This window comes from Streptomyces sp. NBC_00209, from assembly GCF_045206345.1.
Classification (GTDB): domain Bacteria; phylum Actinomycetota; class Actinomycetes; order Streptomycetales; family Streptomycetaceae; genus Streptomyces.
In genome coordinates, this window is sequence record NZ_CP108121.1 from 6,864,938 (window position 1) to 6,887,663 (window position 22,726).

Genomic DNA, 22,726 nt, shown 5'->3' on the forward strand with positions numbered 1-22,726 from the left:
TGTTACTCGGTTGTATTGTTAACCGAGTAACGTTTTTATGTGTGGCATGAATCAGACAGACATTCCTCCCGTGCTCGTCACCGGCGCGACGGGCCGGGTCGGCCGCGTCGTCATCAATGAGCTCCTCGACGCGGGCGTGCCGGTCCGTGCCCTCATCCGTCGTCCTGCGGCGGCGGCGACGCTGCCGGCGAAGGTCGAGGTCTTCGCCGGTGACCTCACCGTGCCCGAGTCACTCGACCCGGCATTGAAGGGCGTCGGTGCGGTCCTCCTCGTCTGGACCGCCCCGCCTCGGACCGCGGAGGCGGTCATCGAGCGGCTGGCAGGTCACGTGAGGCGGGTCGTCTTCCTCTCCTCCCCGCACCGGACTCCGCACCCCTTCTTCCAGCAGCCCAATCCCATGGCGGTGCTGCACGCCGATATCGAGCGGCTCATCGCGGCCACCGGACTCGAGCCGACGATCCTGCGGCCGGGGATGTTCGCTTCGAACACGCTGGCCTGGTGGGCGCCCGCGATCCGGGCCGGCCAGGTCGTCCGGTGGCCTTACGGCGCTGCCGAGTCGGCACCGGTCGACGACCGCGACATCGCCGCCGTCGCGGCGCGGACGCTCCATCAGGACGAGCACATCGGAGGCGACTACGTGCTCACGGGCCCCGAATCGCTGACCCAAGCCGCTCAGCTGGACGTCATCGGTGACGCCCTGGGCCGCCGGATCGCATTCGAGGAGATGACGCCGGACGAGTTCCGCAGCCTGTGCGAGGGTACGGTGCCCAACTCGGCCGTCGACATGCTGCTCGCCGCGTGGAGCGCGGCGGTCGGGCAGCCCGCGTACATCACCACGGCGGTGGCCGACATCCTCGGGAGGCCACCGCGGACGTTGCGTCAGTGGGCCGCCGGCCACGCCTCCGCGTTCACGGAAGGCTGAGCAAGGGCGATGGTCATCCAAGGAGCGGCCTCCTGCCGGTAGGAGTGCCCGACGGGGTCGGTGCCGCTGCGGTCGGCGAGGCTGAAACCGGTCACCATGACCGTGTCGGAGTCGTCGGCGACGGAGACGAGATGCGTCCCGCAGCGCGGACAGAAGCCCCGGCGCAGCGTGGGCCAGGTCGCGTACCACGCCGGCTCGCCACCGGGACCGGTCCACGTCAGCCCGTCCCGGCCGAAGCCGACCCACAGAACCGCGGGCGAGCCGGAGATACGCGTGTCGTGCGGGCATGAGCACAGGTGAGGGTCGATCGGGTCGCCCAGGACCCGGTACGTGATGTGGCGGCACTGGCAGTGCCCGGTCCTGGCGGGCACAGGGGCGGCGGTCATGAGGGCCTCGATTCGGAACGGATGAAGCGCTACCAGGCGGTGGGGCGCACGATTTCGGTGACGGGCTGGGGGTGAACGGCCCTGGGTATGCCGAGCGCGGCGCGGCCCCGGTGGGCGGCGGCAAGCTGCTCCGCCGCCTCGGACGGCCCCCAGTCGAAGAACTCCAGGGCCTGCTCCGGGGTGGCCAGAACACGTACGTACGTCTGACCGGTGGCCGGATCGACGGCGGCCGCGCCCAGGCTCGCCAGCACGGCGGCGTAACGGACCCTCGCGCACGGGCCGGCGTCGGACAGGTACCCGAGGTAGCGGGTGTCGCCGAGCTCGGCGGTGGCCTCCTCGCGGCATTCCCGGACGGCGGTCGCCAGGGGGTCGCCGCCGTCCTCCGGCTCCGTCGTGCCGCCGGGCAGGCAGGACGCGCCGGTGTCCGGTTCGAAGAGCAGGAGGACCCGTCCGTCCGGGGCGAAGGCCCAGACCCAGGACTGGCGGACCGCGAGGCCGGCGGGCACGGGCCCGGCGTGGAAGGGCAGGTGGTGACGGCCCCGGGCGGTGCGCAGGACACCGACCCGGTCGAGGACGGTGGGGGCGATCGGCAGGCCGTCCTCCAGGAGCACGGGACCGGCGCCGTTGATGCGGGCGCGGAGCGCGGAGAGGGCGCGGCGGGCATCGCCGGGAGACATCAGCGAGGGAAGCGCGGCCGGTTCGGCGAACTCGATGCCGTCGATCTCGCCCGGGGCGGGCCGGATGGCCGCGATCCGCTCGTCGTCCCAGACGCCCCCGTCGAAGACGTGCAGCAGCTCGCCCGGAAACCGCTGGGCCGGGGGCGCGGCCCGGCCGGTGGGGGAGACCCAGTCGACGGCGAGCCCACGGGTGACGGTCGCCTTGACACCCAGCTCCTCCTCCAGCTCCCGGGCGGCGCCCCGGGCCGGCGACTCGCCCTTGTCGACGGCTCCGCCGGGCAGCAGGCGGGTGGGCCGGTAGCTGACACGCTGGAGCAGGACCTGCCCGCGCCGGTTGGTGATCAGCACACTGCTGCCGGCCCACAGCGCGGCCGAGGCGCGCAGCGTCCCGTACGCCTCCTCGCGCATCGCCACGCTGGGAGGTTCGCCGGGTGCGGATGTCATGGTCATCTCTCTCCGTTCGAAGGGGACGTGCGGCGGTGGCCGGAGCCGGAGCCGTACGGACGCGTGAAGTATCCCGTCCGTACGGCTCCGCCGGACGGTCAGGATTCTCCCGTGGCCGCCGCGACCGTGTCCGCCGCGCGCCGGTCAGGACCCGGCAGGCGTCCCTCCCGGCCCGGCCACCGGAACACCAGCCGGGAGGACACCTTGTCCAGGACGTCCCCGGCGGGCAGCAGGTGGTCGGGCGTGCCCGCCGGGTGGGCGGTCAGGACGGGATCGGCGTGCCGGTCGTCGTCGGCGGCGCGGATGTGGCGGTCCCACGCCCGTACGGTGGCCGCGACCAGCTCGGCGAGCTGCGGACCCTCCGCGCCGAAGGCGTGGACCACCCACTCCCTGCCCCCGTTCCGGGCCGGCAGATGGACCAGGTGGGCGAGCGACGCGTCACCCAGAACGGCCGGCGCGTCACGGCCCTTCGCCACGGCGACGATCTCCGTGTCCTCGTGGGCGCGCAGGCGGCAGAAGCCCGGCAGGGTGGTGGCCGCGTACAACTGCAGCGAGCCGAAGTAGACACCGGCCCCGGCCCCCATCGTGACGCCGGTGGCGACCTCGTGACGCGGCCCGCGCAGCGCCTCCGTCACACCCTCCGTGCCGGTGGCCGCGCCCTCGTCGAAGCGGAGCGTCAGCGCACCGTCGAGCAGGGGCACGACCGGTGCGGAGCGGGCCTGCCGGCCTTGGTCGCGGACGAAGCCGCAGTAGGTGAAGCCGCGGGCGTGAAGCACTTCGCCGCGCCGCTCGAACGCGACCGCCCGGGTGTAGCCGCCCATCTCCAACGGCAGGACGAGGCACCCGCCTTCGGCCAGCTGCTCGCGCCAGGCGGGGGCGATGTCCCAGCAGCTGTACGTGATCATGCTGCCGTCGAAGCCGCCGCGCGGGACGAGCCGGGCCGGGGCGCCGAGCGCGGCGTCGGCTTCGACGGCGGTGACACGTCCGCTGCCGGCCTCCGCGGTGAACGCGCGGGTGCGGCGTACGACCCACGGGTCGATGTCGACGGTCACCACCCGCCCCTCGGGACCGGCCACATGCGCGATCAGCTCGGCGTTGTAGCCGCCGGACCCCGCCTCGTACACGAGCGCACCCGGCCGAAGCCGCAGGCTCTCGATCATGTCGGCCTGGAGCCAGGCCGCGGACACCGAGCTGATCGCCGTCCCGGTCTCGTCGCGCCGGGTGACGACGGCCCGGTCGTCGCCGTCGTACGCGGTCGCCAGGTCCGTTTCCGGGGCGAACCGATGGCGCGGCACGGTCCGCAGCGCCTCACGGACGGGCTCGGAGAAGGCCCATCCGCCGGCGATCACCGCATCGGCCATCGCACCGCGCAGCCGGACGGCCTCGGCCGGCTCACCCGGCACGGCCGGACGGCCGGCGGCGAGCGGGTAGGAGGCCACGGGCGGCAGACCCGGTACGACTCCGGGCCACACGGCGTCCAACGCCTGGGCCGCCGGGGTGAAGACGTCTCCGATACGGGAGAGCGCGTGCACGTCCGCGAACTCCCAGCGGACGAACTTGTCCTGCTCCGGATTGCCCGGTGTCCCGGACCAGGCGGTGACGCGGACGACGGCCGTGAGCCGGGGAACGCCGTGGCTGTCGTCCACCAGCATCGTCACCACGTACGCGTCCGCCGGGTCGGCCACCAGGCCCGTCTCCTCGGCGAGTTCACGTACCGCGGCCTCGGCGAAGCCCTCCGGACCACAGGTCTTGCCGCCGGGAAGCTCCAGCATGCCGCGCCGCGACCGGCCGAGCAGGACCCTGCCGGCGTCGTCGGTGACGACAGCGAGCGCGCCGGTCAGGGCATGGGCCGTGGGGCGCCTCTTCTCGATGGCCCGGGTGCCCACAGGGCGGGGTCCACGCAGGACCAGGAAGGCCAACCCGTCCGCGTCCAGCCGCTCCACCGACTGCCAGCCGGCGCCGAGAAGCGCGATCTCGTCCTCATCCGGGGCGATGCCGCGCCGCTCATCGGACGTGTTCGGCACCACGGGGGTGATGACGACGAGAGCGCCGCCGTCCCGGAGCCGCCCGCCCAGAGCGTGCAGCACGCGGCCCCTGTCCCTGAGGAAGGGGTACACCAGGCGCAACACCACTACGTCGTAGCCTTCCGCGTGCAGCGGGGCCGGGTCGTCGCGCTCGATGTCCAGGCACAGCCACCGCACGCCCTCGACATCGGCATGCTCCTCCCGCGCACGAGCGATCGCGGTGTCGGCGAAGTCGACGGCGTCCACCGTACAGCCGATCGATGCGAGATACGCGCTCAACTCACCGGCGCCGCAGCCCACATCGAGCGCCCGGCCGCCACCGGTGTGTTCGGCGAACAGTTCCCGCTCGCGCTCACCCACCTCCCGGAATCCTCGCCCCTCACCGAAGTGCTCCACCCACTGATCGCGCGTGGTGTACGTCAACGTGCTGCTCCTCATGGGGCGGTGTGGTGGTCGGTGCGGAGTCGGACCAGGGTGCGCAGACCGCGTTCCACCAGTCCGGGGTCGCCGTGTGCGGTGCCGTAGGCGATGCCGGAGACGGCGTCCATGGCGGCGAGTAGCGTGAGTTGGGCCTCTTCCTCCCGTGTCAAAGGGCGGCCGTAGCCGTCCATCACGGCTGCCAGGAGGTCGGGGCGGCCGTGCCAACTGTCGGACAGCCGCACGAAGTCCCGTATCGCGGGGCCGTCTTCGGAGCGCTCGAAGTCGATCACGTACAGCGTGCCGGAGCCCTCGTCCCAGCGCAGATTGCGCAGTTGGAAGTCGCCGTGCGTGGGGACGTCCGGCAGGGTGGGCAGGGCGGCGGCACCCTCGACCGTCATACGGATGAACTCCTCGTCACCATAGGCGAGATGGGGCCGGGCCCGGTCCAGGTGCCGTGTCAGATTTCCCACGGCCAGTACCCCGCCGCCCGGCCGGCCGGCTGCGGCGCTGTCGTGAATCGAGGCCGCGAGCTGCCCGATGCGGTGGAAGACCGTGCGCTCCTGCTCGGGCGGCAGGACGGCACCGTGCAGGGACCGGCCTCCCACCGCCGTGATCACGACGGCCCGCAAGGTGTCGTCGGCGGCCACCAGCCGGGGCGCGGCTTCCCCGAGGCCGGTGACCCAGCCCCGTAACGCCGTCACCTCGCGCCGGTGGAAACGGTCGTTCTGGTGGACCTTGACGTACCAGGTGCCGCCCTCGGCGCCGTGCGCCCGCCAGACGCGGCTCGCCTCCCTCGCCCAGGAGACGTCCGTCCAACGGGCGATCCGCCCCACCGCCCGCTCGGCGAACGCGCGCACCGCACCCTCCGGGGCGGCGCCGGGAATCAGCATCAAGCGGTCCACGGCCGGGTCGTGCGCAAGAGGGTCGCCCGGCTCCTGGAAGTGCACGCCGAGGTGTGCACCGGCCCGGTAGGCGTCCAGTCCCGCCCGGCAGTACGCGACCATCGGCTCCGGCAGCTCGTCCAGCGCGAACCATTCCATCGCGTCGCACTTGTCCGGCTCCATGACGCGCGGCGTACCGCTCCACCGGCGCACCTCGAAGAAGACCCCGATCCTCGCGCGGCCGACCGGTGGCCGGTGGTGCACCGTGACGGCCACGCACACGTCCGCGGGATCCACGACGAGACCGGTCTCCTCCAGCGTCTCGCGTACGAGCGCGTCGACCACGGTCTCGGCCTCCACATGGCCCGAGGGCGCGTGCCACAGACCGCTCGCGTACACGTCTCCGGCCCGCCGGGACAGCAGCACCTCCGGCCCGAGGTCTCCGTCGCGTACGGCCAGCAGGTGCGCGTCCACCGGCGCGTCAGCGCGGGTCAACGCGTCCACCCCAGCTCCGTATAGACGCGTCCGGCCCGAATGCCCTCGATCGCGGCCCGTGCGTAGGGGACCAGCGGCTCGGGCAGGTCCTTGGCGTTCCACCACTGCCAGGCGACGCACTTGTCCGGCTTCCTCAGCTCGGGCGTGCCCTCCCAGCTCCGTGCGCGGAAGAACAGGCCGATCCTGGGCCTGCCACCCGGCCGGTTGACCATGTGCACGGTGTGGACGAGTTCGACATCCGCCGGGTCGATCACCAGACCCGCCTCCTCGTACGCCTCCCTGACCAGGCAGGCCGTCGCGGACTCCGCTTCGCAGTGGCCCGCGAGCACGTGCCAGGTGTCGCCCGCGTATGCCGAGCCGGGGTGCCGCAGCCCCAGCAGGACCTGTCCGTCCCGCTCCAGATAGAGGTGGACGCCGACGACGTTCAGGACCGTCCCCGATGCCGCGGCTGAGGGCGCATCGTGCTCGGCGGCGTGCCGCTCCAGAAGCGCCCGCGTCGACGGCAGCATCGTCATGTACGGGAACTTCTCGGGCCGCACCCAGGCGACCATCACGCCCTCGGTGAGCGGCAGGCGTGCCGGGTCACCGTTCCAGCGGCCGGTGAACACCTGGACCGGCACCCGGGTTCCGTCCGTGCCGGTGACGTACTCGACCGCGTACGGCACCAGGCCGGCGACCGCCAGATCGGCCTCCTCGCGCAACTCCCGGCGGACCGTGTCGAGCAGCGTGCGATCCTGCGGCTCCCAGCCACCACCGAGCAGCGACCAGCACCCGGACTCCCAGATCCACGGCTTGTTGGCGTCCCGGAGGTGCAGCAGGTACCGGCCGTGGCCGTCGTGGATGATCGCGGAGGCGTTCGCGGGCTCGGGCCGTCCGTCCAGTCGCGCCTCAAGAAGCTTCGTACGCAGGGTCGATGACCTGACCTCCGCCAGAGGGAGCCACTGCGCGCCGGACACCTCCTCGTCCTGAAGGGTGAGCGCCGGCGGCTCCTCGTCGGCGAGGTAGAACACGTAACGGAAGTCGTAGTGGCGGTGGGCCCGTTCGCCCTTCGCGGGGCGTGCGTCGATGTCGTGCACGTCGATGTCGGCGGGGGAGCCGAGAAACTGCCGGGTCAGGCACACGGAGCCCGGAGCGATCCCGGTCTCCTCCGAGAGCTCGCGCAGCGCGGCGACGAGCAGGCTGCGGTCGCCGGGCTCGGTGTGACCGCCGGGGGTGAGGACCAGCCCGTCGGAAGCCCGGTGCCGGATGTGCAGGACCCGGCGCCGGCGGTCGATGACGACAGCGCTGCACGTGACATGGGCGGGGAGCGTCGCACGGTCGGCCGGATCGTCCGCGCCGTCCAGGAGGGACAGCAGCCCGGCGAGGGATTCCCGCTCGTGCGGGTGGCGTGCCACGTACGCCTCGGTGGTGGTGCGGATGTGGGAGCGGGTGAGCGGCATGTCGTTACCTCGGGACGGTGGAAGGGGTACGGGGCGGCTCACGCGCGGGCCTCGCCCTTGTCCTCGTCCGGTTCGGACGTGATCTGGTAGGACAGCAACTGCCGGAAGAGGCCGGGCTGTTCGGCGAGCTCGGCGTACGTGCCCTCCTGGACGACGCGGCCCGCGTCGAGAACGACGACGCGGTCGGCGACGGCCACGTTCGCGATGCGGTGGGTCACCAGCAGCACCGCTCGGTCCCGGGCCAGGGACCGCAGCCGCTGGAAGATGCGGAACTCGGCACGCGGGTCGAGGTTGGCCGTCGGCTCGTCCAGCACCAGCAGCCCGGCCTGGCGGAAGAACGCCCTGGCCAGGGCGATGCGCTGCCACTGGCCGCCGCTGAGCTCCTCGCCGTTGAGCCACTCGCGGGCCAGGAGGGTGTCGAGGCCCGCGCCCAGCTTGTCGATCACCTCGTCGGCGTCGGCCGCCTCGCACGCCTCCCGGACCGCCGCGTCGCCGCGCTCGGTGGGCTGTCCCTGGGTCACGTTCTCGCGCACGGTCAGCGGCCAGTGCGCGTAATCCTGCGGTACGAGGGCGACGTGCCGCCACAGCGCCTGCGGGTCGGCCTCAGCGGTGGGGACACCGTCCCACAGCACCTGCCCGTCGGTGGGCAGATAGAGACCGCTGACCAGCTTCGACAGCGTCGACTTCCCCGAGCCGTTGAAGCCCACCAGCGCGGTGACCTCGCCCCGGCGCAGGGTGAGGGACACCTCGGACAGGGCATCGTGCTCCTTGCCCGCGTAGCGGTGCGTGACCGACTTGACCTCGATCGTCTCCGGCGGCGCGGGGTGGTGCGGGCCCCGGCGCATGCGGAAGCCGCCCGCCTTGTCGAGGAAGCCGGTCCAGTCGTCCATATAGAGCCCCGTCCGCACGGCGCGTGCGCCGACGGCCACCAGGCCGCGGACCGCCATGCCGACGGTCTGCAGGGCGAAGACCGCCGTGCCCGCGTGGCCGACGCTGATCCGGCCGTTCGCGAGCAGCCACACGACCGCCGCCCACACCACCGCCGACCCCAGCCCCCCGCACACCGCGCCGGCCAGGGACATCCGCGCGCCCTGGTCGGCCGCGGCCCGGTCCTCGCGGTTGATACGGGCGACGGTGTGCCGGTACCGGCCGGACAGGAAGTCGGCCATGGTCCCGGCGCGGATCTGGTCGGCGGCGTCCTTGGTGTAGATGTGCCAGCGCAGCACGGACAGCATCCGGTTGTCGCCGTTGCTGCGGAGGTTGGCCAGATAGCGGACGCGCGCGGCGCTGACCTGGGCCACGGCCTGCGGCAGGCTGGCGGCCACGAGGAGCGGGAGCAGCACCCAGTGCACACCGGCGAGCACGACGGCCCCGGCGAGGAAGGCGGCGGCCGAGGCGATCAGGTCCTGCCCCTCGTTGATCAGGTCGCCGGTGACCTGGGCGCCGCGGTCGGCGGCCTCGCGGTCACGGTTGAAGTCGGGGTCGTCGTACGCGCACAACTCGACCTCGGCGCAGCCGGTGAGCAGCATCTGCTCGGCCTCGCGGGACATCAGCGGGCCCAGCCTGGAGGAGAGCCAGTTGACGGTGATGCCGAGGAGCGCGCGCACCCCGGCGGCTCCGGCGAGCAGGGCGACGGACGGCCACGCGTCGAGGAGACGGTGGTAGACGTCCCCGTCGCGCAGCAGGGCCGTCAGGGTGCCCGCGATGGCGACCAGGCCCAGGGCCTGCGTCACCCCGGTGACCAGCTGGCACAGCAGAAGGCCGACGGTCGCCCGCCGGTCGACCCGCCACGCCAGGGCCAGCGAGCGGCGCACCAGTTGCGGCAGCCGGCGGGCCATGTCGCGCATCCGGATCGACCGGCCGGCCGCCTCACGGCTGCCGGTGAGATCGACGTAACGCATCTGCGGCTCGGGCTCGGGGGCTAAGGGGATCGTGCGCGGTCCCGGAACGCCTCCGTTCGATTTCGGGACGCTGTTGCGAGGGGGAGGGGTGGGGTGCATGGCGTTCCTCCGTCTGGGCGTCGATGTGGCACTGATGCTCTAAAAACGCGGCGGATCCGGTCCCGTAACGGCCGGATCGGAGAGCATGTGGTGAACGCAAGTTCTAATAATGGGGACAGGTCATGGGGCCTCTGGGTCCTCGCCACTGAAACTCGTTCGATCAGGGTGGGTCACCCCTGCGGGGGATTGCGGACACTGAGCGGCCGTCCAGGCCGCGGGTCCTGATCCTGGCCCTGGTCACCGGCGCGGACGCGCAAGGGCGCTGCGACGTCGCCTCACGCGGCGGGCCCGCCGGGTTCGTGGCCGTCCTGGACTCGCGTGCGGTGGCGATTCCGGACGCGTCCGGCGACAAGCGGCTGGACACTTTGCAGCGTCGTCGCCACCGGTTGGGCAGCGGTGGCCGCCCGGTTCCACGTCTGGTGGGGGCGCCCTCGTGCTCCCCACCCCCGTGACGACCGCCCGGTACGTGTCCCGGCTGACCGCGATGCGGCAGGCGCATCGCACCACCTGACGCCCGCAGGGCCCCCGCGGGTCAACGCACCTAGGACATGTCGCCCCGGCACACCGTCCCCGAGGCCGGGGCGCGCCCCGTGCGGAGGTAGCGGTCGACCGCCTCCAGGACACAGCGGTTCTGCGGGTACGTCCCGTGCCCCTCCTCCTCGGCCGTCAGGAGCACGCCCACCCCGTCGCCCAGCGCGCGGGCCATGTGCTGGGCACCGGCGTACGGGGTCCTCGGGTCACCGGTGCCGCCGACCACCAGGATGGGATCCGCGCCCTCGGCGTTCACCCGCGGGGTGACCCGCTCGCCGTCGAACGGCCAGTCGTAGCAGACGTAGACGCCCGCGGACCAGGCCGCGCCGAACACCGGCGACGCGGCCTCGACGCGCTTCGAGTCCCTGTCGAGGCGGCCGAAGTCAGGGCGCAGGCTGGAGTCCGCGCAGGTGATCGCGACCAGGGCGGCGCGGCTGGTGTCCTGCGGCTCCGCCGCTTGGTCGGCGGTGCCGGTGTGTTCCGAGCCCTTGTCCAGCGGGCGGCCGTCGTTGTGGTCGATCAGCGCGGTGAGTGCCTTGGCCAGGGGCGGCCAGCCGTCGGTGCCGCGGGCGAGATGGTCGTCGACGTCGGACGCGAGGCCGTTGGCATCGAGGGTCCTGCCGCCGCCGGCCGGGGCGGGCTTCTTCTCCAGGCGGTCGGCCAGACGAGCCATGCGGCGGGCGGCCTCCTCGGGCCCGTCGCCGGTCGGGCAGTCGCGGATATGGGCCGCGCAGTGCACGGCGAACCGGTCGAACGCCGCCTGGACCGCCTCGACCTGCGCCACCTGCTCCTCGTCGAGGTCCACGGTCGGATCGACCGACGCCTCCAGGACGAGCCGTCCGACGTGCGACGGGTACAGGTGGGCGTACACCGCGCCGAGCGCCGTGCCGTACGAGACGCCGAAGTAGTGCAGCCGCTTGTCGCCGAGGAGGTAGCGCATCAGGTCGAGGTCGCGCGCGGTGTGCGAGGTGCCGATGTACGGGAGGATCGCCCCGGAGTGCTTGGCACAGGCGTCGCCCCCCTCGAATCCGGTGTCGTCCGCTGTCTTTCCACAGCGCACGGGGATGGTCGCGCCCACGCCGCGCGGGTCGAAGGAGACCAGGTCGTAGCGGTCGAGCAGCGGTCCGTACTGGCGGATGCGTGCGGGCAGTCCGTTCACGCCGGACACGCCGGGCCCGCCGAAGTTGAGGACGAGGGAACCGATGCGCCGGCTGTTCGGGCCCGTGGCCTTGAGGCGTATCAGGGCGACGTCGATCGTCCGGCCGTCCGGCTTCCGGTAGTCGAGGGGGGCCCTCATGACGGCGCAGTCGTAGCCCTCGCGCGCGGTCGGCGTCGAGGTGCAGCGGGACCAGCGGAGGTGCTGGTCGGTGGTGAGCGCGGCGGGCAGACCGGTGGGCGGGTTGGTCGCGGTGAACTCCGTACGCGGCTCCGCGTGCCGGTGCTGAGCGTCGCGCTGGATCCAGGCGCCGACGGCCCCGATCGCGGTGAGGACGAGGACCGCGATGATGCGCGCACCGATCGAGAAGCCCGGTCCGCGGCTTCGTATCGGATGTGCGTCACTCATGGAAGACCCCGTGTTCCCGCCCCTGGACGCCCGCCCCGCGCCGCGCCCGAACTGATGTCCGTCGAATGAGTGCAGCGTACAAGCCGCCCAGCCGCTCACAGGCGGGGCACAGTCGTCGCGCGGCTGTGCCGTCTCTGCGACGAGTCTGTGTCATTCCTGGCCCAGGGTGAGTAGGGCGTCGCGGCGCGCCTCATTGACGCACCGCCGTCGCCGTGTTGCCCGGAACACCCTCCGGCTGTTGTACAGCGCAGCCTCTACCGCGAGTTAGGTCAAAATGATACGCAAGGGACGCATCGTCACCGCAGTTGCCCTCACCACCCTGAGCCTCGGACTCACGGCCTGCAACGATGACGAGGACCCGGCAGCGATGCCGGAATCGCCCTCGGCCTCCGCCCCGGCCTCGCCCGCCCCGAGCAGCGAGAGCCCGTCGGCGGACCCCAGTGACGACGCCGGTTCCAAGCCCAGTGGTGACGTCGCCGCACCGGGCACGAAGTTCAAGGTCGGTGACCGGGCGGTCGTGCCGTTCAAGTACGGGACCGACAAGAAGGGCACGGTCGCCATCACGGTCACGGCGATCGAGAAGGGCACCGAGGCCGACATGGCCCCCTTCGGCGACAAGGCGAAGGGCATGACGCCCTACTACATCCGCATGAAGGTGGAGAACGTCGGCGGCACGGACCTCTCCTACTCGTCGCTGAGGCTGCGCGGCAAGCTGGCGGGCGGCGCCCCCACGGGCGTCATCCTGATCGGTGACCTCCCGGGCAAGTGCGACAGCGAGACGGCCCCCCGCGACTTCACCACGAAGGGCGCCTCGTACGAGACCTGCTCGCTCAGTGCCACGAAGACCGACCCCATCGCGGTCGCGTCGTTCGAGGAGGGTGACGCGTACAGCGACAGCCCGGTCCTCTGGAGCAACTGACCACCCGCTCCCACGACCGCGGGCCGGGCGTCCCGTCGCTGACGGAACGCCCGGCCCGGGAAGTGGTGTCAGACCCGTCATGACAGGTCAGAGGGCGATTTCGGGGGCCGGACCCACCTGATCCGGCCCCCGCGCCCCGGTGATTCAGCGGCCGACCCTGCGGTGGCGGGTCAGGACGGCGGCGCCGGCCCGCTCGCTGCCCAGGCATTCCAGGTCGGCGTGAGGCCCGTCCGCCGGAAACAGCCTCCGCCCGGCGCCCAGGACGGTGGGGAAGGTCAGCAGCCGGTACTCGTCCACCAGGTCCGCGGCCATCAGCTGCCGCACGACGCTCAGGCTCCCGGCGACCACCACGTCCCGCCGCTCGCGCTTGACGGCATCGGCCGGATCGCCGTCGAGCAGTTGCGAGTTCCGCCAGGCCGACATGTCACCGGGGGCCAGGGAGCGGGAGACGACCAGCTTGGGCACGGCGTTCATCCGCGCGGCGAACGGGTCGTCGCGGCCCGGCCAGATCCGCGAGAACAGCTGCCAGGTGGCGCGTCCGAGCAGCAGCACCCCGTCGTCCATGGTGCGGCCGAGCCGGAACTTGTCCCCGGCGACCGCCTCCGGGCCGTGCCGGAACGCCCAGCCGCCCAACGGGGTTGCCTGGGACCCGTCCGGGTCGGTCACGACTCCGTCCAGCGTGATGAACTCGATGACGACGACGCTCACGATGAGACTCCTCTCGGTTCGGTGCTCACCGGTATCTACCGGCGGCCCCGCCCGGACTCATCGCTCCCGGCGGAAATCCTTCGCGGAAATCTCGTACGGCAGGCCGAAGGCGCCGAAGACGCGCGGATCGGCGAAGACCACGTTGTGCGCCACCCGGCCGTCGATCACGGTGAAGACCTGCAAGGTGTGCAGACGGTGCCCACCGCCGGGCTCCGGCGCGTACGCCGCGAGCGCGGGCTGCCCGTTGGCGGTGAGCTCCCGCACGGCCCAGCCGGTGCCGCGCATCGCGAACACCCGCTCCATGAAACGGCCGTAGTCCCCGCTGCCGAGGTACCACAGCGGCACCGGCGGCATCTCCAGCACGGCGTCGTCGGCCAGCAGGCGGACCAGTGCGGGCACGTCCGCCGCCTCGAACGCCCGCAGGTACCGCTGGACGACCGCCCGCACCCCGGGATCGTCCGGCTCGGCGACCGCACCGGCGTCGGCCACTTCGGCGAGCGCGGCACGGGCCCGCTGCAGCGCGCTGTTGACCGCCGCGACCGTCGTCCCCAACTGCTCGGCGACCTCGGCGGCCGTGAACGCCAGCACCTCGCGCAGCACCAGCACCGCCCGCTGCCGGGCCGGCAGCACCTGCACCGCCGCCACCCAGGCCAGCCGCAGATCGGCCCGCACCTCGACGTCGAACCGCGCGTCGGGGAACGGCTCCAGCCACGGAACATCCAACGCCGGTACGAGCGGAGCCCCGGGATCGTCGCTCGGCGCACCCAGCCCGGACGGCAGCGGACGGCGCCCGCGCCCCTCCAGAGCGGTCAGGCACGCGTTGGTCGCGATCCGGTACAACCAGGTCCGCACCGTCGCGCGCCCCGGGTCGTACCGGTCCCGGGCCTTCCACGCCCGCAGCAACGTCTCCTGCACCAGGTCCTCGGCCTCGTGGAACGACCCCAGCATGCGGTAGCAGTACGCCATCAACTCGCCCCGGAACGGCTCAAAATCCACGCACCCATCATGCCGGTGTCCGCAGAAGGCCAACGACCGTGATGGCAATGTCGTCGGTCGGGGCGCCGATCTCCTGGGCGTGGCAGCGGTCGATGTGCGGCGCCAGTTGCTCGTGGGCTCGGCCTCCGCGGCCTCGAAGTGATCAAAGCGCCCATAAGATTTATGTAAGGTCAGTTGAGTGAAGTCGTATCTCCGGGGCACAGGAGGTCTCGGAGGTTGATAATCATGGTCCCTGTCATTCTTGTTCTTCTGCTCGCTCTGCTTCTCTTCGGTGCCGGATTCGCCCTGAAGGCGCTGTGGTGGATCGCCGTCATCGTGCTGGTCGTCTGGCTTCTCGGATTCGTGATCCGGCCGACGGCCAACGGTAAGCGGGGTCGCTGGTACCGGTGGTGACTTTCTTTCTGACCGGTTCTGCTCCAACGGTGTAAAAGGAATTCACTTCTACGAAAGGGGCTTGCCATGCTCGGTATAGTCGCCGCGGTGTTGTTCTTCGTTTCGTTCCTGATCAATGCGGCGGATATCAGCACCAACGATGTCTTCTCCTCGACCAACGTGATGCTGCTGGGGCTCACGGCACTGGCCCTCCACGTGGCGGGGATAGGCAGTGGCTGGGCCCGCAGGCGGTGATGTGCCGCCTCGCGTCCCTGGGCGTGGACGAGCCCTCGACCTTCCGGTCGAGGGCTCGTTTCGCGTGCGGTGGCGGTGGCCGGCGCCCTGCGGCACGTTCAGCACGACGCTTTCGCCGGTCTCGCGCAGCGGCCCGGCGAGGATCGGCCGGACCAGCGACGGCAGCACACCGCTGTGTTCCCCGGCGCGCCTTCTCGCTCACCCCCTCGGGGTGCCGCTCGGTGAACGACAGCAAGGCGAGCAGGGCGCGGTCCGCCCCCCGGCAGAACGCCGGGCTGGGGTGGGCCCGGGACGTCCGCGTCATCGCGCCGGTCACCTCGTTCATGGCCTCGTCCCTTCCCTTGCTGTTCCTGGTGCGCCGAGCACAACGCCGTTGCGCTCGGCGGGGGAGAACTGTGTGATCAGCGGGACGCGGTGTCAAGGGCGTTTCGTTAGGATCCCCGCATGGAAATCGAACGCGGGGTCGAAGAGCTCATCGAGGATTTGAACAACGGTGACTCGGCACGCGTGGCCACCGCGGTGGAGCGGCTGGCGGCACACGGCGAGCACGCGCTGCCGGGGCTGCTGAGCCGGGTGCGCGATGACCATTCGCCGCAGCGCCTCACGGTGTACGGGGAGGTGCTGACCCGTATCGGTCCGCCGGCCTTCGACGCCGTTCTCGCGGCGGCGCGCGCCGGGCAGGTGGACGGATGGCTCAGGTCCCGGCTGCTGCGTGTCTTCGATGAGCGCTGTGCCGGGCAGTACGCGGCCCTGGCCCTCGATCCCGACCGCTGGCAGGCGAACAGCGGCTTCGAGGGGTTGCTCAGGCTGCGCGTGGACTCCGAGGCCGGGTTGCGGGCCCTGGTGGAGAAGGCCGGCCTCGGCGGCGGTTTCTACGGCGAGCCCGGCACGTATCTCCGCGCCCTGTGGGACTCGTATGCGCCGCGGCTCCGGGAGCTGTGCCGGGACCCGGCTGCGCCTCGGCCGGTACGGCGTGGCGCGCTCGGTGTCCTGATCGAGGGCGGCGGGCTGGACGCGCTCGAAGAACGCGACCGCATGCTGGTGGAGCGGCTGCTGCGCGTGAAGCTCCCGGGCAGTGTCCGCGCGGTGCCGGACACCCAGCTCAGCGCCTGGTGGCTGGCCGTGCCCGGGGCCACGTACGAGGGTGTCTTCGAAGCGCTGGGCCTGCACGACCCGCGCCCGGTGCCGGTCCAGACGGGTGTGGCGGCCGCGATGTGCGAGGAGATGGCGAACCCGAGCCCGAACGACCCCTCGCGCGGCATCAGCCGGGCCTTCGTCACACCGGAACTGGACGGCTGGCGGCTGGTGTTCGGTCAGTTCCCCCAGCTCGTCGGTTACGACGACTGGAACGACATGGTCGAGACGGTGGAGCGTGTCAGCGCCGCATGCGGGCGGGCCCAGCTCTTCTTCGTGGACGACGCCGGCGGCGCGGACATCTGGTTCGCCGCCGAGGACGGCCGGATGGTCCGGCAGTACGCGGGCGAGGGCGACCTGGACGAGGATGAGGAAGACGACGAGGACCCCGACGACATCACGGGCGGCGTCCGCGACGTGTGCGGAGACCTGTCGGTCGACCTGGACCTGGTGGGCGTGTTCGACACGGTCGTACGCGGCCACGGCTGGCTGGCTGTCACCGCCCCGGACATGAACCACGGCCAATTCCCGGGCCTGCTAACGGTCTGACTGCCACTCATGTCCTCGTACGCGTCTGCCCAGGACATCACGTTTCCCGTCCAGACCTCCGGCTGCACCGGACACCACGTCATGTTCGTGATCTGGCAGGCATCACACCTCGACCAGGCATACATGTGGCGCAGCGACGTGAACTACGGCTGAGCCGGGGAACACCGCGCCTCGCACCACTGAGCACAGCCAGGCCGACCGAGCCCCGTCGGAGCGGGGAGACCCTGCTCCGACGGGGCTCCCCGCTCAGTACACCGTGTCCCGCTGGTCCGGAACGACGCTGCCGTCCCCACGCCGTACCGGGCCCAGGGTGCCGCCGGGCTCGGTGTAGGCGGCGGTCGAGCAGGGATACGCCGTGGTCCGGCGGGGCAGCGGCTCGATGAACATGGGGTTCACGACCCAGCGGCCGTCGGCGTTGTCGTAGGCGCGGCACATCACCTCGTTCTTGTTCCGGTTGAGCACGAGGTGCGCTCCCGTGGCATCGCCGACGAACGTCACGTCGGTGTCGGCGTCACCGCCGCCGAGCGCGATCCGCCGCTGGGGAGCCTGCCGGTTCCAGGCGGCCCGGCCCTTGATCCCGTAGATCTCCTGATTGATCCAGCAACGCTTGCCGTCGATGTACGGGATGGCCTCGCCCTGGGTGACGCCCACGTCGCCGCAGCCCTCGTTGCTGGTCGTGATGCGGCCCCTGCGGTCGAGTACGGACCGGATCGCGACGGTGTGCGCACGGTCGATCCCGATGCCGCGCGACCACACCTCGGTGACCGGCTCGGAGCCCGCCGAGACGATCCAGACGTCGAATCCGGCCTTCTGGAGCGTCCGGACGAGGTCGCGTTGCTGTTCGTAGTACCGCACATAGGCGGGAAGGACGTGGGTGCCGACGGTGCGGGTCGCGCCGACCGGCGCGGCGAGGGCCTCCGCGCGGGCGGCCTCGGTGTACGCGCGCAGTTCGGGGACGGTGTGCCCGGCGAACAGCTGTGGCACCCACGCGTACTGCGGCACGGTCCGCCGGTGGTTCCACTTCCCCGCGAAGGCGGCCTCACCGCTCATCGTGGTGCCGTCCTCACGGATCTGGAGGATCTCGTCGGCACAGCGGTCATTGGTGGAGGTGGGAAGGGGCGCGCCCACCTCCACCTCGGTTCCGCAGGCATCGGTGAGTGCCTGGTTCGCGGTGCTGGTCAGCCATTTGCTGGTGTCCTTCCAGCTGGCGGGCCGAAGGATCTTGTCGTGTCGCAGGGACCAGCTGATGGTGGCGTCGGTGACGTCGTTCTTGGTGATGGTGTTGTCCCAGTCGAACGCCGCGACCGGGCGCGGCCCCCTGCTGCCATGGCACGTGCCGCGCTCATCGATCATGCGCTGCAGCTGGGCTCTGTTGCCGCCGTACCAGGGGAGATCGTGGGAAAGCTGCGGGCAGCGGGCCGCCGGCGTAACGCCGCCGCGACCGGCCGGTGCGGCAGCCACGGGGCCGGTCGCGGCCACGACCGCGAGTGCGGCCGTCACAGCTGAGGTCCATGCGAGAACAAGACGGGTACGCATGCGAGTGGACGGTACATCAGTATTTCAGCGATGTAGAGAGGGCACGCTTCCATCCGCGGAAGCGGCTGACGGCCGCTCACGTCACGCGGTTCACGGCAGTCCGGGGGAGCGAAACCCCCCGCTTGTGGAACTCATTGAGCGGGCGCTGTGCGAGCGACAGGCTGTTCCCATCGCACCGGCTGCCACCGACGGGCCATCTGATCGTGTGCTTGTGCGGGATCCGGAACGGGCCGAGCAGCACCCGGTCCCCGGGGCCCACCGCCGCCCGCTGCAGACGCAGCTCCTGGCGAGTGCCCCGGTAGTCGGGGTCGCTGCGCCGGGTGACCTTGTCCCCCGGGAAGATCCCCTCGCCCTTGCGTACGGCGACGAAGCCGACACCGAGTTCGACGGCCACTGCCGCGCCGAGGAGGAATCCCCGCGACTCGACGCCGCGGACGGCCGTGACGCCGCCGTCCCGGAACGGACCGGCCGGCCCGCGGACCACCGCGGCGAGCGCCCCGGGATCGCGGAAGATCGGCCAGACGTCGGCGTGGCCGCCGGTCCACCGGAAGCGTTCAAGGGCCACGGCAGGCAACCGGATGCCCGTCCCGGGGAAGACCGGCGGGCGACGCACCACCCTCGGTAGTACTGGGCCGCATACCAACCGTAAGCAGCACGCCACGGCACAGGGCCCCGCCCGCGTCCCCCTGAGGAGACGCGGGCGGGGCCGCGGGCGAGTATCGGATCAGCGCTTGGCGGCCCCCTTCGCGGGGCTGCCCGTGAAGGTGAACTGCGAGCCCGGCTCGACGAGCAGGTCGCCGTCGCGCGAGTTCGAGATCGTCACGTTGGAGAGGGTCGCGTCGCCGCGTGCACCGCTCATCGCCAGGATGCCCGAGCCGTTGTTCGAGTTGTCGATGCGTACGTCGGAGATCTTCGTCCCGGTGTACTGGCCGCCGCCCGTCTTGAACTGGATTCCGTCGTACGTGGAGTCGAAGATGTCGGTGTCCCGGATGGTGACGCCGGGGATGCTGGTCGCCTGCGCGAAGAGCGTGATGGCGCCGAACTCCTGGTCCTCGTTCCAGAACGCCCCGCCGGTGCGGTTCAGGGTGTTGCCCGCGATGAGCGTCTGGCCGCTGAAGGGGATCGGGTCGTGGTCGGTGGCGAGCATGATGCCCGGGTAGTTCATCGTGTCGGAGACGACGTTGTTCTCGATGGTGTTCCCGAAGCCGCCGTAGATCGCGATCCCGTTGGCCCGCCAGGGCAGTTGAATCGTGTTGTTGCGGAAGTGGTTGTTGGAGCCGACGTCGACCGAGGTGTCCTTGACGTACTTGCTCGACCAGACGGCGAGCGAGTCGTCGCCGGTGTTGCGGAAGGACGAGTTGTAGACGGTCGAGTTACGGGTGCCGTTGGTGAAGTTGATGCCGTCCGCGTACGTGTCGCGGATCCGCATCCCGCTGAACTCCAGGCCGTCGCCCGGCCCCCACAGCTCGGGGATGTTGGAGTAGTCGCGGCCGACCCAGACAGCGACGTTGGCGTGCTCGATCCACACGTTGGAGATCTTGGTGTTCTTCCCGAGACGCCCGTTGATGCCGACGCCGCCCTCCGCGTTGCCGTCGCCGCCGCGGATCCGTCCGGAGCCGAAGATGGCGATGTCGGAGATCTGCGTGTTGTCGTCGATGTCGAAGCCGAAGTTGCCCTCGTGCGGATGGTTGATGCCGCCGGCGTCCTGCGGCTGGGTGAGGGTGTAGAGCTGCGAGTACCACATGCCGGCGCCCACGATCTTCACGTTCTTGATGCCGACCTGGTTGTACTGGCCGCGGTGCTGCGGGTCGGGGGTGAGGATCTTCTGCTCCTGGCGCCACTGCCCGGCCGGGATCCAGACGCAGGAGATCTGACCGGCCTGGTCCGCCATGACGGCGCGCTGGAGGGCGTCGGTGTCGTCGATACCGTCGTTGGGGACGGCGCCGTACTCGGTGATCGAGGTGCACTCGGAGGGCTTCGTCTTCGCCGGGGCGACCTGCTCCAGGTCGACCAGGTCCACGATGTAGAAGGCCGCGGAGTCCCCGGCGTCGCGCTGCAGCCGGAACGTGGTGCCCACCGGATAGGTCTGGGCGAGCAGCGCGTTCGCCTCGTCGAAGAGGCGCCGCGCGTCCCCGCCGGGGGTGTTGGTCAGGCCCTCGGGGTCGTCGGTCGAGCCGTAGAGCCACGAGTGCTTCGAGGAGAGGTCGAGCTTGCGGACGAATTTTCCGTCGGCGTAGAGGCTGAGCGTCGCGGCCTGCCCGCCGCCCGCGGCGGCGTCCGGGATGGAGTTGCGTACCACGATCGAGTTGGTCGGGTTGGTGGAGGTGAACTCGACGTACTCACCGGTGTTGTCGAGGCGCACCGACTTGCGCCCGCTGGACTCCGTGGCGAAGTTGGTGTGGCCGAAGGTGCGCTTGGCGTCGGTGGTGAGGAGCTTGCCGGTGTACGTGCCGTTCTCGGCCTCGTACTCGGTGTACGGCACGGCGGCGCCCCGGCCCACGACGATCGAACGGGCGAAGGTGTTGTTGTTCTCGTCGGTCTCGGCGACGGTGTTCGTCGCGTCGGCGCTCGCGGTGAGCGTCGCGCCGCCGTTGGCCGCCGTCCACGTGCCGGATATCGGCACCTGGACGGATGCGCCGGCCGCGACGGCGGGGGTGGTGCCGTTCAGCGTGGTCGTCCCGGCCGTCAGCCGGGTGACGGTGCCGGCCGTGACGGCGCTCGTGCCGCGGTTCTTCACGGTGACTGTGAAGCTGACGCTCGCCCCGCTCGCCGGGCTCTCCGGGTTGGTGGCGATGCCGGTGACCTGGAGATCGGGTCCGGGGCTCTGCGCGACGACGAGCGGCGTGCCGCCCGCCCGGCTGTTGTTGCTGTCGTCCTGCTCGACGACGGTGTTGTTCGGGTCCACCACGGCGGAGACCGCGTAGGAGCCCTGCGGGTGCTTGCCGGTGTCCACCGTGACGGTCGCCGAGGCGCCGGCGGCGAGCGTGCCAACGGCGGCGGTGCCCGCGACCGTACCGTCCAGACTGACGGCGACGGTGGTGGCCGGGGAGGCGGCCGTTCCGGCGTTGCGGACGGTCGCCTTGACGCTCACCGCGTCCTTCTCGGACGGGGAGGCGGGCGTCCAGCTCAGGTCGGTGAGCGTGAGGTCGGGGTTGGGTGCGGCGGTGCCGACGACCTCGACCTCGGCGATCTGCCCGCCGGGCGCACCGGAGTTGGCGCTGAGCGCGAGCCGGAGGTCGGCGGCGCGGCCGGAGACCGGGATGGTCACGGTGTTCTTGTTCCCCGCCGGGCTGAAGTCGTAGTTGGCGCGCGCCTTGAGCGTGGTGAAGCCGGAGGCGCTCTGGCCGCGCCCGCTCACCTCGATCGCCTGCGTCCGCGCGCCCCACGCGGAGTCGGGGTTGAGCTTGACGACGACGGCGGAGAGGTCCGCGTCGGCGCCGAGCTTCACGGTGAGCTGCCCCGGCAGTCCGGCGGACTCCCAGTACGTGTTCGCGTCCCCGTCGTTGGCGTTGGCGGGGACGAAGGTGTGGACGTAGCCGTTGGCCTCGACGGGCTTGCCCTTGGCGAGGTTGGTGCCGGTGGGCGGGGTACCGGGGTCACCCGGGTCGCTTCCGCCGCCCGCACCGCGGACCTCCAGCTCCGAGAGCTGCGCGGCCTGCCAGCCGGTGTTGGCGGTGACCTGCACCCGGACGTACCGGACGTCGGTGGCGCCGAAGCCGAGAGTCACGGCGCCGGCGGCGGCGGGGGTGAAGGTGCGCTTGGCGGAACCGGAGAGGGTGCTCCAGGTGTCGCCGTCGGCGCTGCCCTGCACGGTGAGCGTCTCGTCGCGCGCCTCCCATGTCGTGGGGAGCTTGAGGGTCACCTCGTTGACGGACGTCCTGGCGCCGAGGTCCACCCGGACCCACTGCGGGAACGAGCCGCCGGGGCCCTCCCAGTAGCTGGCCTGGTTCCCGTCGGTGACGTTGCCCGCGCCGTACTCGCCGTTGGCACCGCCGGCGGTGGCCGGGCGGCCCAGGGCGAGGTTGGGCCCGGCGACAGCCGGGGGCGCGGCGGCGTGAGCCGTGACGGGAAGGAGTCCGAGGGGGACCAGACAGGCCGCGAGCAGCCCGGTGACCAGCCGTCGGGCGGATGACTTCCGTCTCATGCTGTCCTCTGTTCGATGAGGGGTGGGGAGAGAGGCGGGGCGAAGTCCCGCACCCAAGAAGGGTGGTGATGATTTTTTGAGTGAATGAGTCAAGGTTTTGCGGCTACATGGAGATAGATTTCTGACAGGTTAAAGATTTGTCAACGGTTCTGACCGCGTTGTGACGCTCGGCGGTCGGAGATGACGCACCGTGCAGCAAGCGGAACGGGAACGTCAGGCGGAGGTGGGGACGGGTTCCGCAGCACGGGGTGACGTTCCGCCGGGCGGGGGCCCTTGGCCCGCCGGTACGCATATCTGAGCGGGTGTCACACCCCACCGATAAGGTCACGA

17 protein-coding genes and 2 pseudogenes are annotated in these 22,726 nt (G+C 71.4%); 7 read left to right on the plus strand and 12 right to left on the minus strand.

The window, feature by feature from the left end; genetic code table 11:
* The first annotated feature begins 46 nt into the window (after positions 1 to 46).
* On the plus strand, positions 47 to 922 hold the full coding sequence (locus OG867_RS31075; RefSeq protein ID WP_406290459.1) for an NAD(P)H-binding protein: 876 nt from the start codon (positions 47 to 49) through the stop codon (positions 920 to 922).
* Here the strand turns inward: OG867_RS31075 and OG867_RS31080 are convergent.
* The 6 genes from OG867_RS31080 to OG867_RS31105 form a co-directional block, all read right to left on the minus strand.
* Complete coding sequence (locus OG867_RS31080) at positions 880 to 1,308, minus strand: GFA family protein (RefSeq protein ID WP_406290462.1); 429 nt, start codon at positions 1,306 to 1,308, stop codon at positions 880 to 882. The two genes, OG867_RS31075 and OG867_RS31080, sit on opposite strands and share 43 nt — an antisense overlap.
* Before the next feature lie 29 nt (positions 1,309 to 1,337).
* A complete protein-coding gene (locus OG867_RS31085; protein ID WP_406290465.1) occupies positions 1,338 to 2,429 on the minus strand; it encodes an NUDIX hydrolase in 1,092 nt (363 codons plus the stop codon).
* A gap of 98 nt (positions 2,430 to 2,527) precedes the next feature.
* The gene (fxlM, locus tag OG867_RS31090; protein ID WP_406290467.1) at positions 2,528 to 4,876 is read right to left on the minus strand and encodes a methyltransferase, FxLD system; all 2,349 of its coding nucleotides are present in this window, start codon (positions 4,874 to 4,876) and stop codon (positions 2,528 to 2,530) included.
* An 11-nt stretch (positions 4,877 to 4,887) separates the two neighbouring features.
* Positions 4,888 to 6,258 (minus strand): phosphotransferase, encoded by a 1,371-nt coding sequence (locus OG867_RS31095; protein WP_406290469.1) that lies wholly within the window; start codon positions 6,256 to 6,258, stop codon positions 4,888 to 4,890.
* Positions 6,246 to 7,688, minus strand: a complete 1,443-nt coding sequence (locus tag OG867_RS31100; protein ID WP_406290472.1) for an NUDIX domain-containing protein — start codon at positions 7,686 to 7,688, stop codon at positions 6,246 to 6,248. The genes OG867_RS31095 and OG867_RS31100 overlap by 13 nt, the downstream gene beginning before the upstream one ends.
* Before the next feature lie 38 nt (positions 7,689 to 7,726).
* Positions 7,727 to 9,589 (minus strand): ABC transporter ATP-binding protein, encoded by a 1,863-nt coding sequence (locus tag OG867_RS31105; RefSeq protein ID WP_406290474.1) that lies wholly within the window; start codon positions 9,587 to 9,589, stop codon positions 7,727 to 7,729.
* A gap of 326 nt (positions 9,590 to 9,915) precedes the next feature.
* Here OG867_RS31105 and OG867_RS31110 point away from each other — a divergent pair.
* Positions 9,916 to 10,087: pseudogene (locus OG867_RS31110) on the plus strand (pyridoxamine 5'-phosphate oxidase); the annotation flags it as partial.
* Between the two features lie 142 nt (positions 10,088 to 10,229).
* Here the strand turns inward: OG867_RS31110 and OG867_RS31115 are convergent.
* Positions 10,230 to 11,783 carry an alpha/beta hydrolase gene (locus OG867_RS31115; protein WP_406290477.1) on the minus strand — a complete coding sequence of 518 codons (1,554 nt, stop codon included), beginning with the start codon at positions 11,781 to 11,783 and terminating at the stop codon, positions 10,230 to 10,232.
* Positions 11,784 to 12,057: 274 nt separating this feature from the next.
* Here OG867_RS31115 and OG867_RS31120 point away from each other — a divergent pair, with 274 nt between their 5' ends.
* Positions 12,058 to 12,702 (plus strand): hypothetical protein, encoded by a 645-nt coding sequence (locus OG867_RS31120; RefSeq protein ID WP_406290480.1) that lies wholly within the window; start codon positions 12,058 to 12,060, stop codon positions 12,700 to 12,702.
* 144 nt (positions 12,703 to 12,846) lie between these two features.
* Here OG867_RS31120 and OG867_RS31125 read toward each other — a convergent pair whose 3' ends face one another.
* Complete coding sequence (locus tag OG867_RS31125; protein ID WP_406290483.1) at positions 12,847 to 13,410, minus strand: dihydrofolate reductase family protein; 564 nt, start codon at positions 13,408 to 13,410, stop codon at positions 12,847 to 12,849.
* 57 nt (positions 13,411 to 13,467) lie between these two features.
* Complete coding sequence (locus OG867_RS31130) at positions 13,468 to 14,406, minus strand: sigma-70 family RNA polymerase sigma factor (RefSeq protein WP_406290485.1); 939 nt, start codon at positions 14,404 to 14,406, stop codon at positions 13,468 to 13,470.
* Between the two features lie 225 nt (positions 14,407 to 14,631).
* On the opposite strand from OG867_RS31130, the gene OG867_RS31135 reads away from it, so the two are divergent.
* The 4 genes and pseudogenes from OG867_RS31135 to OG867_RS31150 form a co-directional block, all read left to right on the plus strand.
* Entirely contained in the window at positions 14,632 to 14,799 is a 168-nt protein-coding gene (locus OG867_RS31135) for a hydrophobic protein (RefSeq protein ID WP_073969255.1), read from the plus strand.
* Between the two features lie 66 nt (positions 14,800 to 14,865).
* A complete protein-coding gene (locus OG867_RS31140) occupies positions 14,866 to 15,033 on the plus strand; it encodes a hypothetical protein (RefSeq protein WP_328898636.1) in 168 nt (55 codons plus the stop codon).
* Between the two features lie 444 nt (positions 15,034 to 15,477).
* Positions 15,478 to 16,716, plus strand: coding sequence for a hypothetical protein (locus tag OG867_RS31145; RefSeq protein WP_406290488.1), 1,239 nt, complete (start codon positions 15,478 to 15,480; stop codon positions 16,714 to 16,716).
* 15 nt (positions 16,717 to 16,731) lie between these two features.
* Positions 16,732 to 16,869, plus strand: a pseudogene (locus OG867_RS31150) (lytic polysaccharide monooxygenase); the annotation flags it as partial.
* Positions 16,870 to 16,962: 93 nt separating this feature from the next.
* Here OG867_RS31150 and OG867_RS31155 read toward each other — a convergent pair.
* The 3 genes from OG867_RS31155 to OG867_RS31165 form a co-directional block, all read right to left on the minus strand.
* Entirely contained in the window at positions 16,963 to 18,216 is a 1,254-nt protein-coding gene (locus OG867_RS31155; protein WP_406290490.1) for a haloacid dehalogenase-like hydrolase, read from the minus strand.
* 112 nt (positions 18,217 to 18,328) lie between these two features.
* Positions 18,329 to 18,817: a hypothetical protein gene (locus OG867_RS31160; protein WP_406290492.1), complete on the minus strand. Its 489-nt coding sequence runs from the start codon at positions 18,815 to 18,817 to the stop codon at positions 18,329 to 18,331.
* A gap of 159 nt (positions 18,818 to 18,976) precedes the next feature.
* The gene (locus OG867_RS31165) at positions 18,977 to 22,396 is read right to left on the minus strand and encodes a CARDB domain-containing protein (protein ID WP_406290494.1); all 3,420 of its coding nucleotides are present in this window, start codon (positions 22,394 to 22,396) and stop codon (positions 18,977 to 18,979) included.
* Positions 22,397 to 22,726 lie beyond the last annotated feature (330 nt).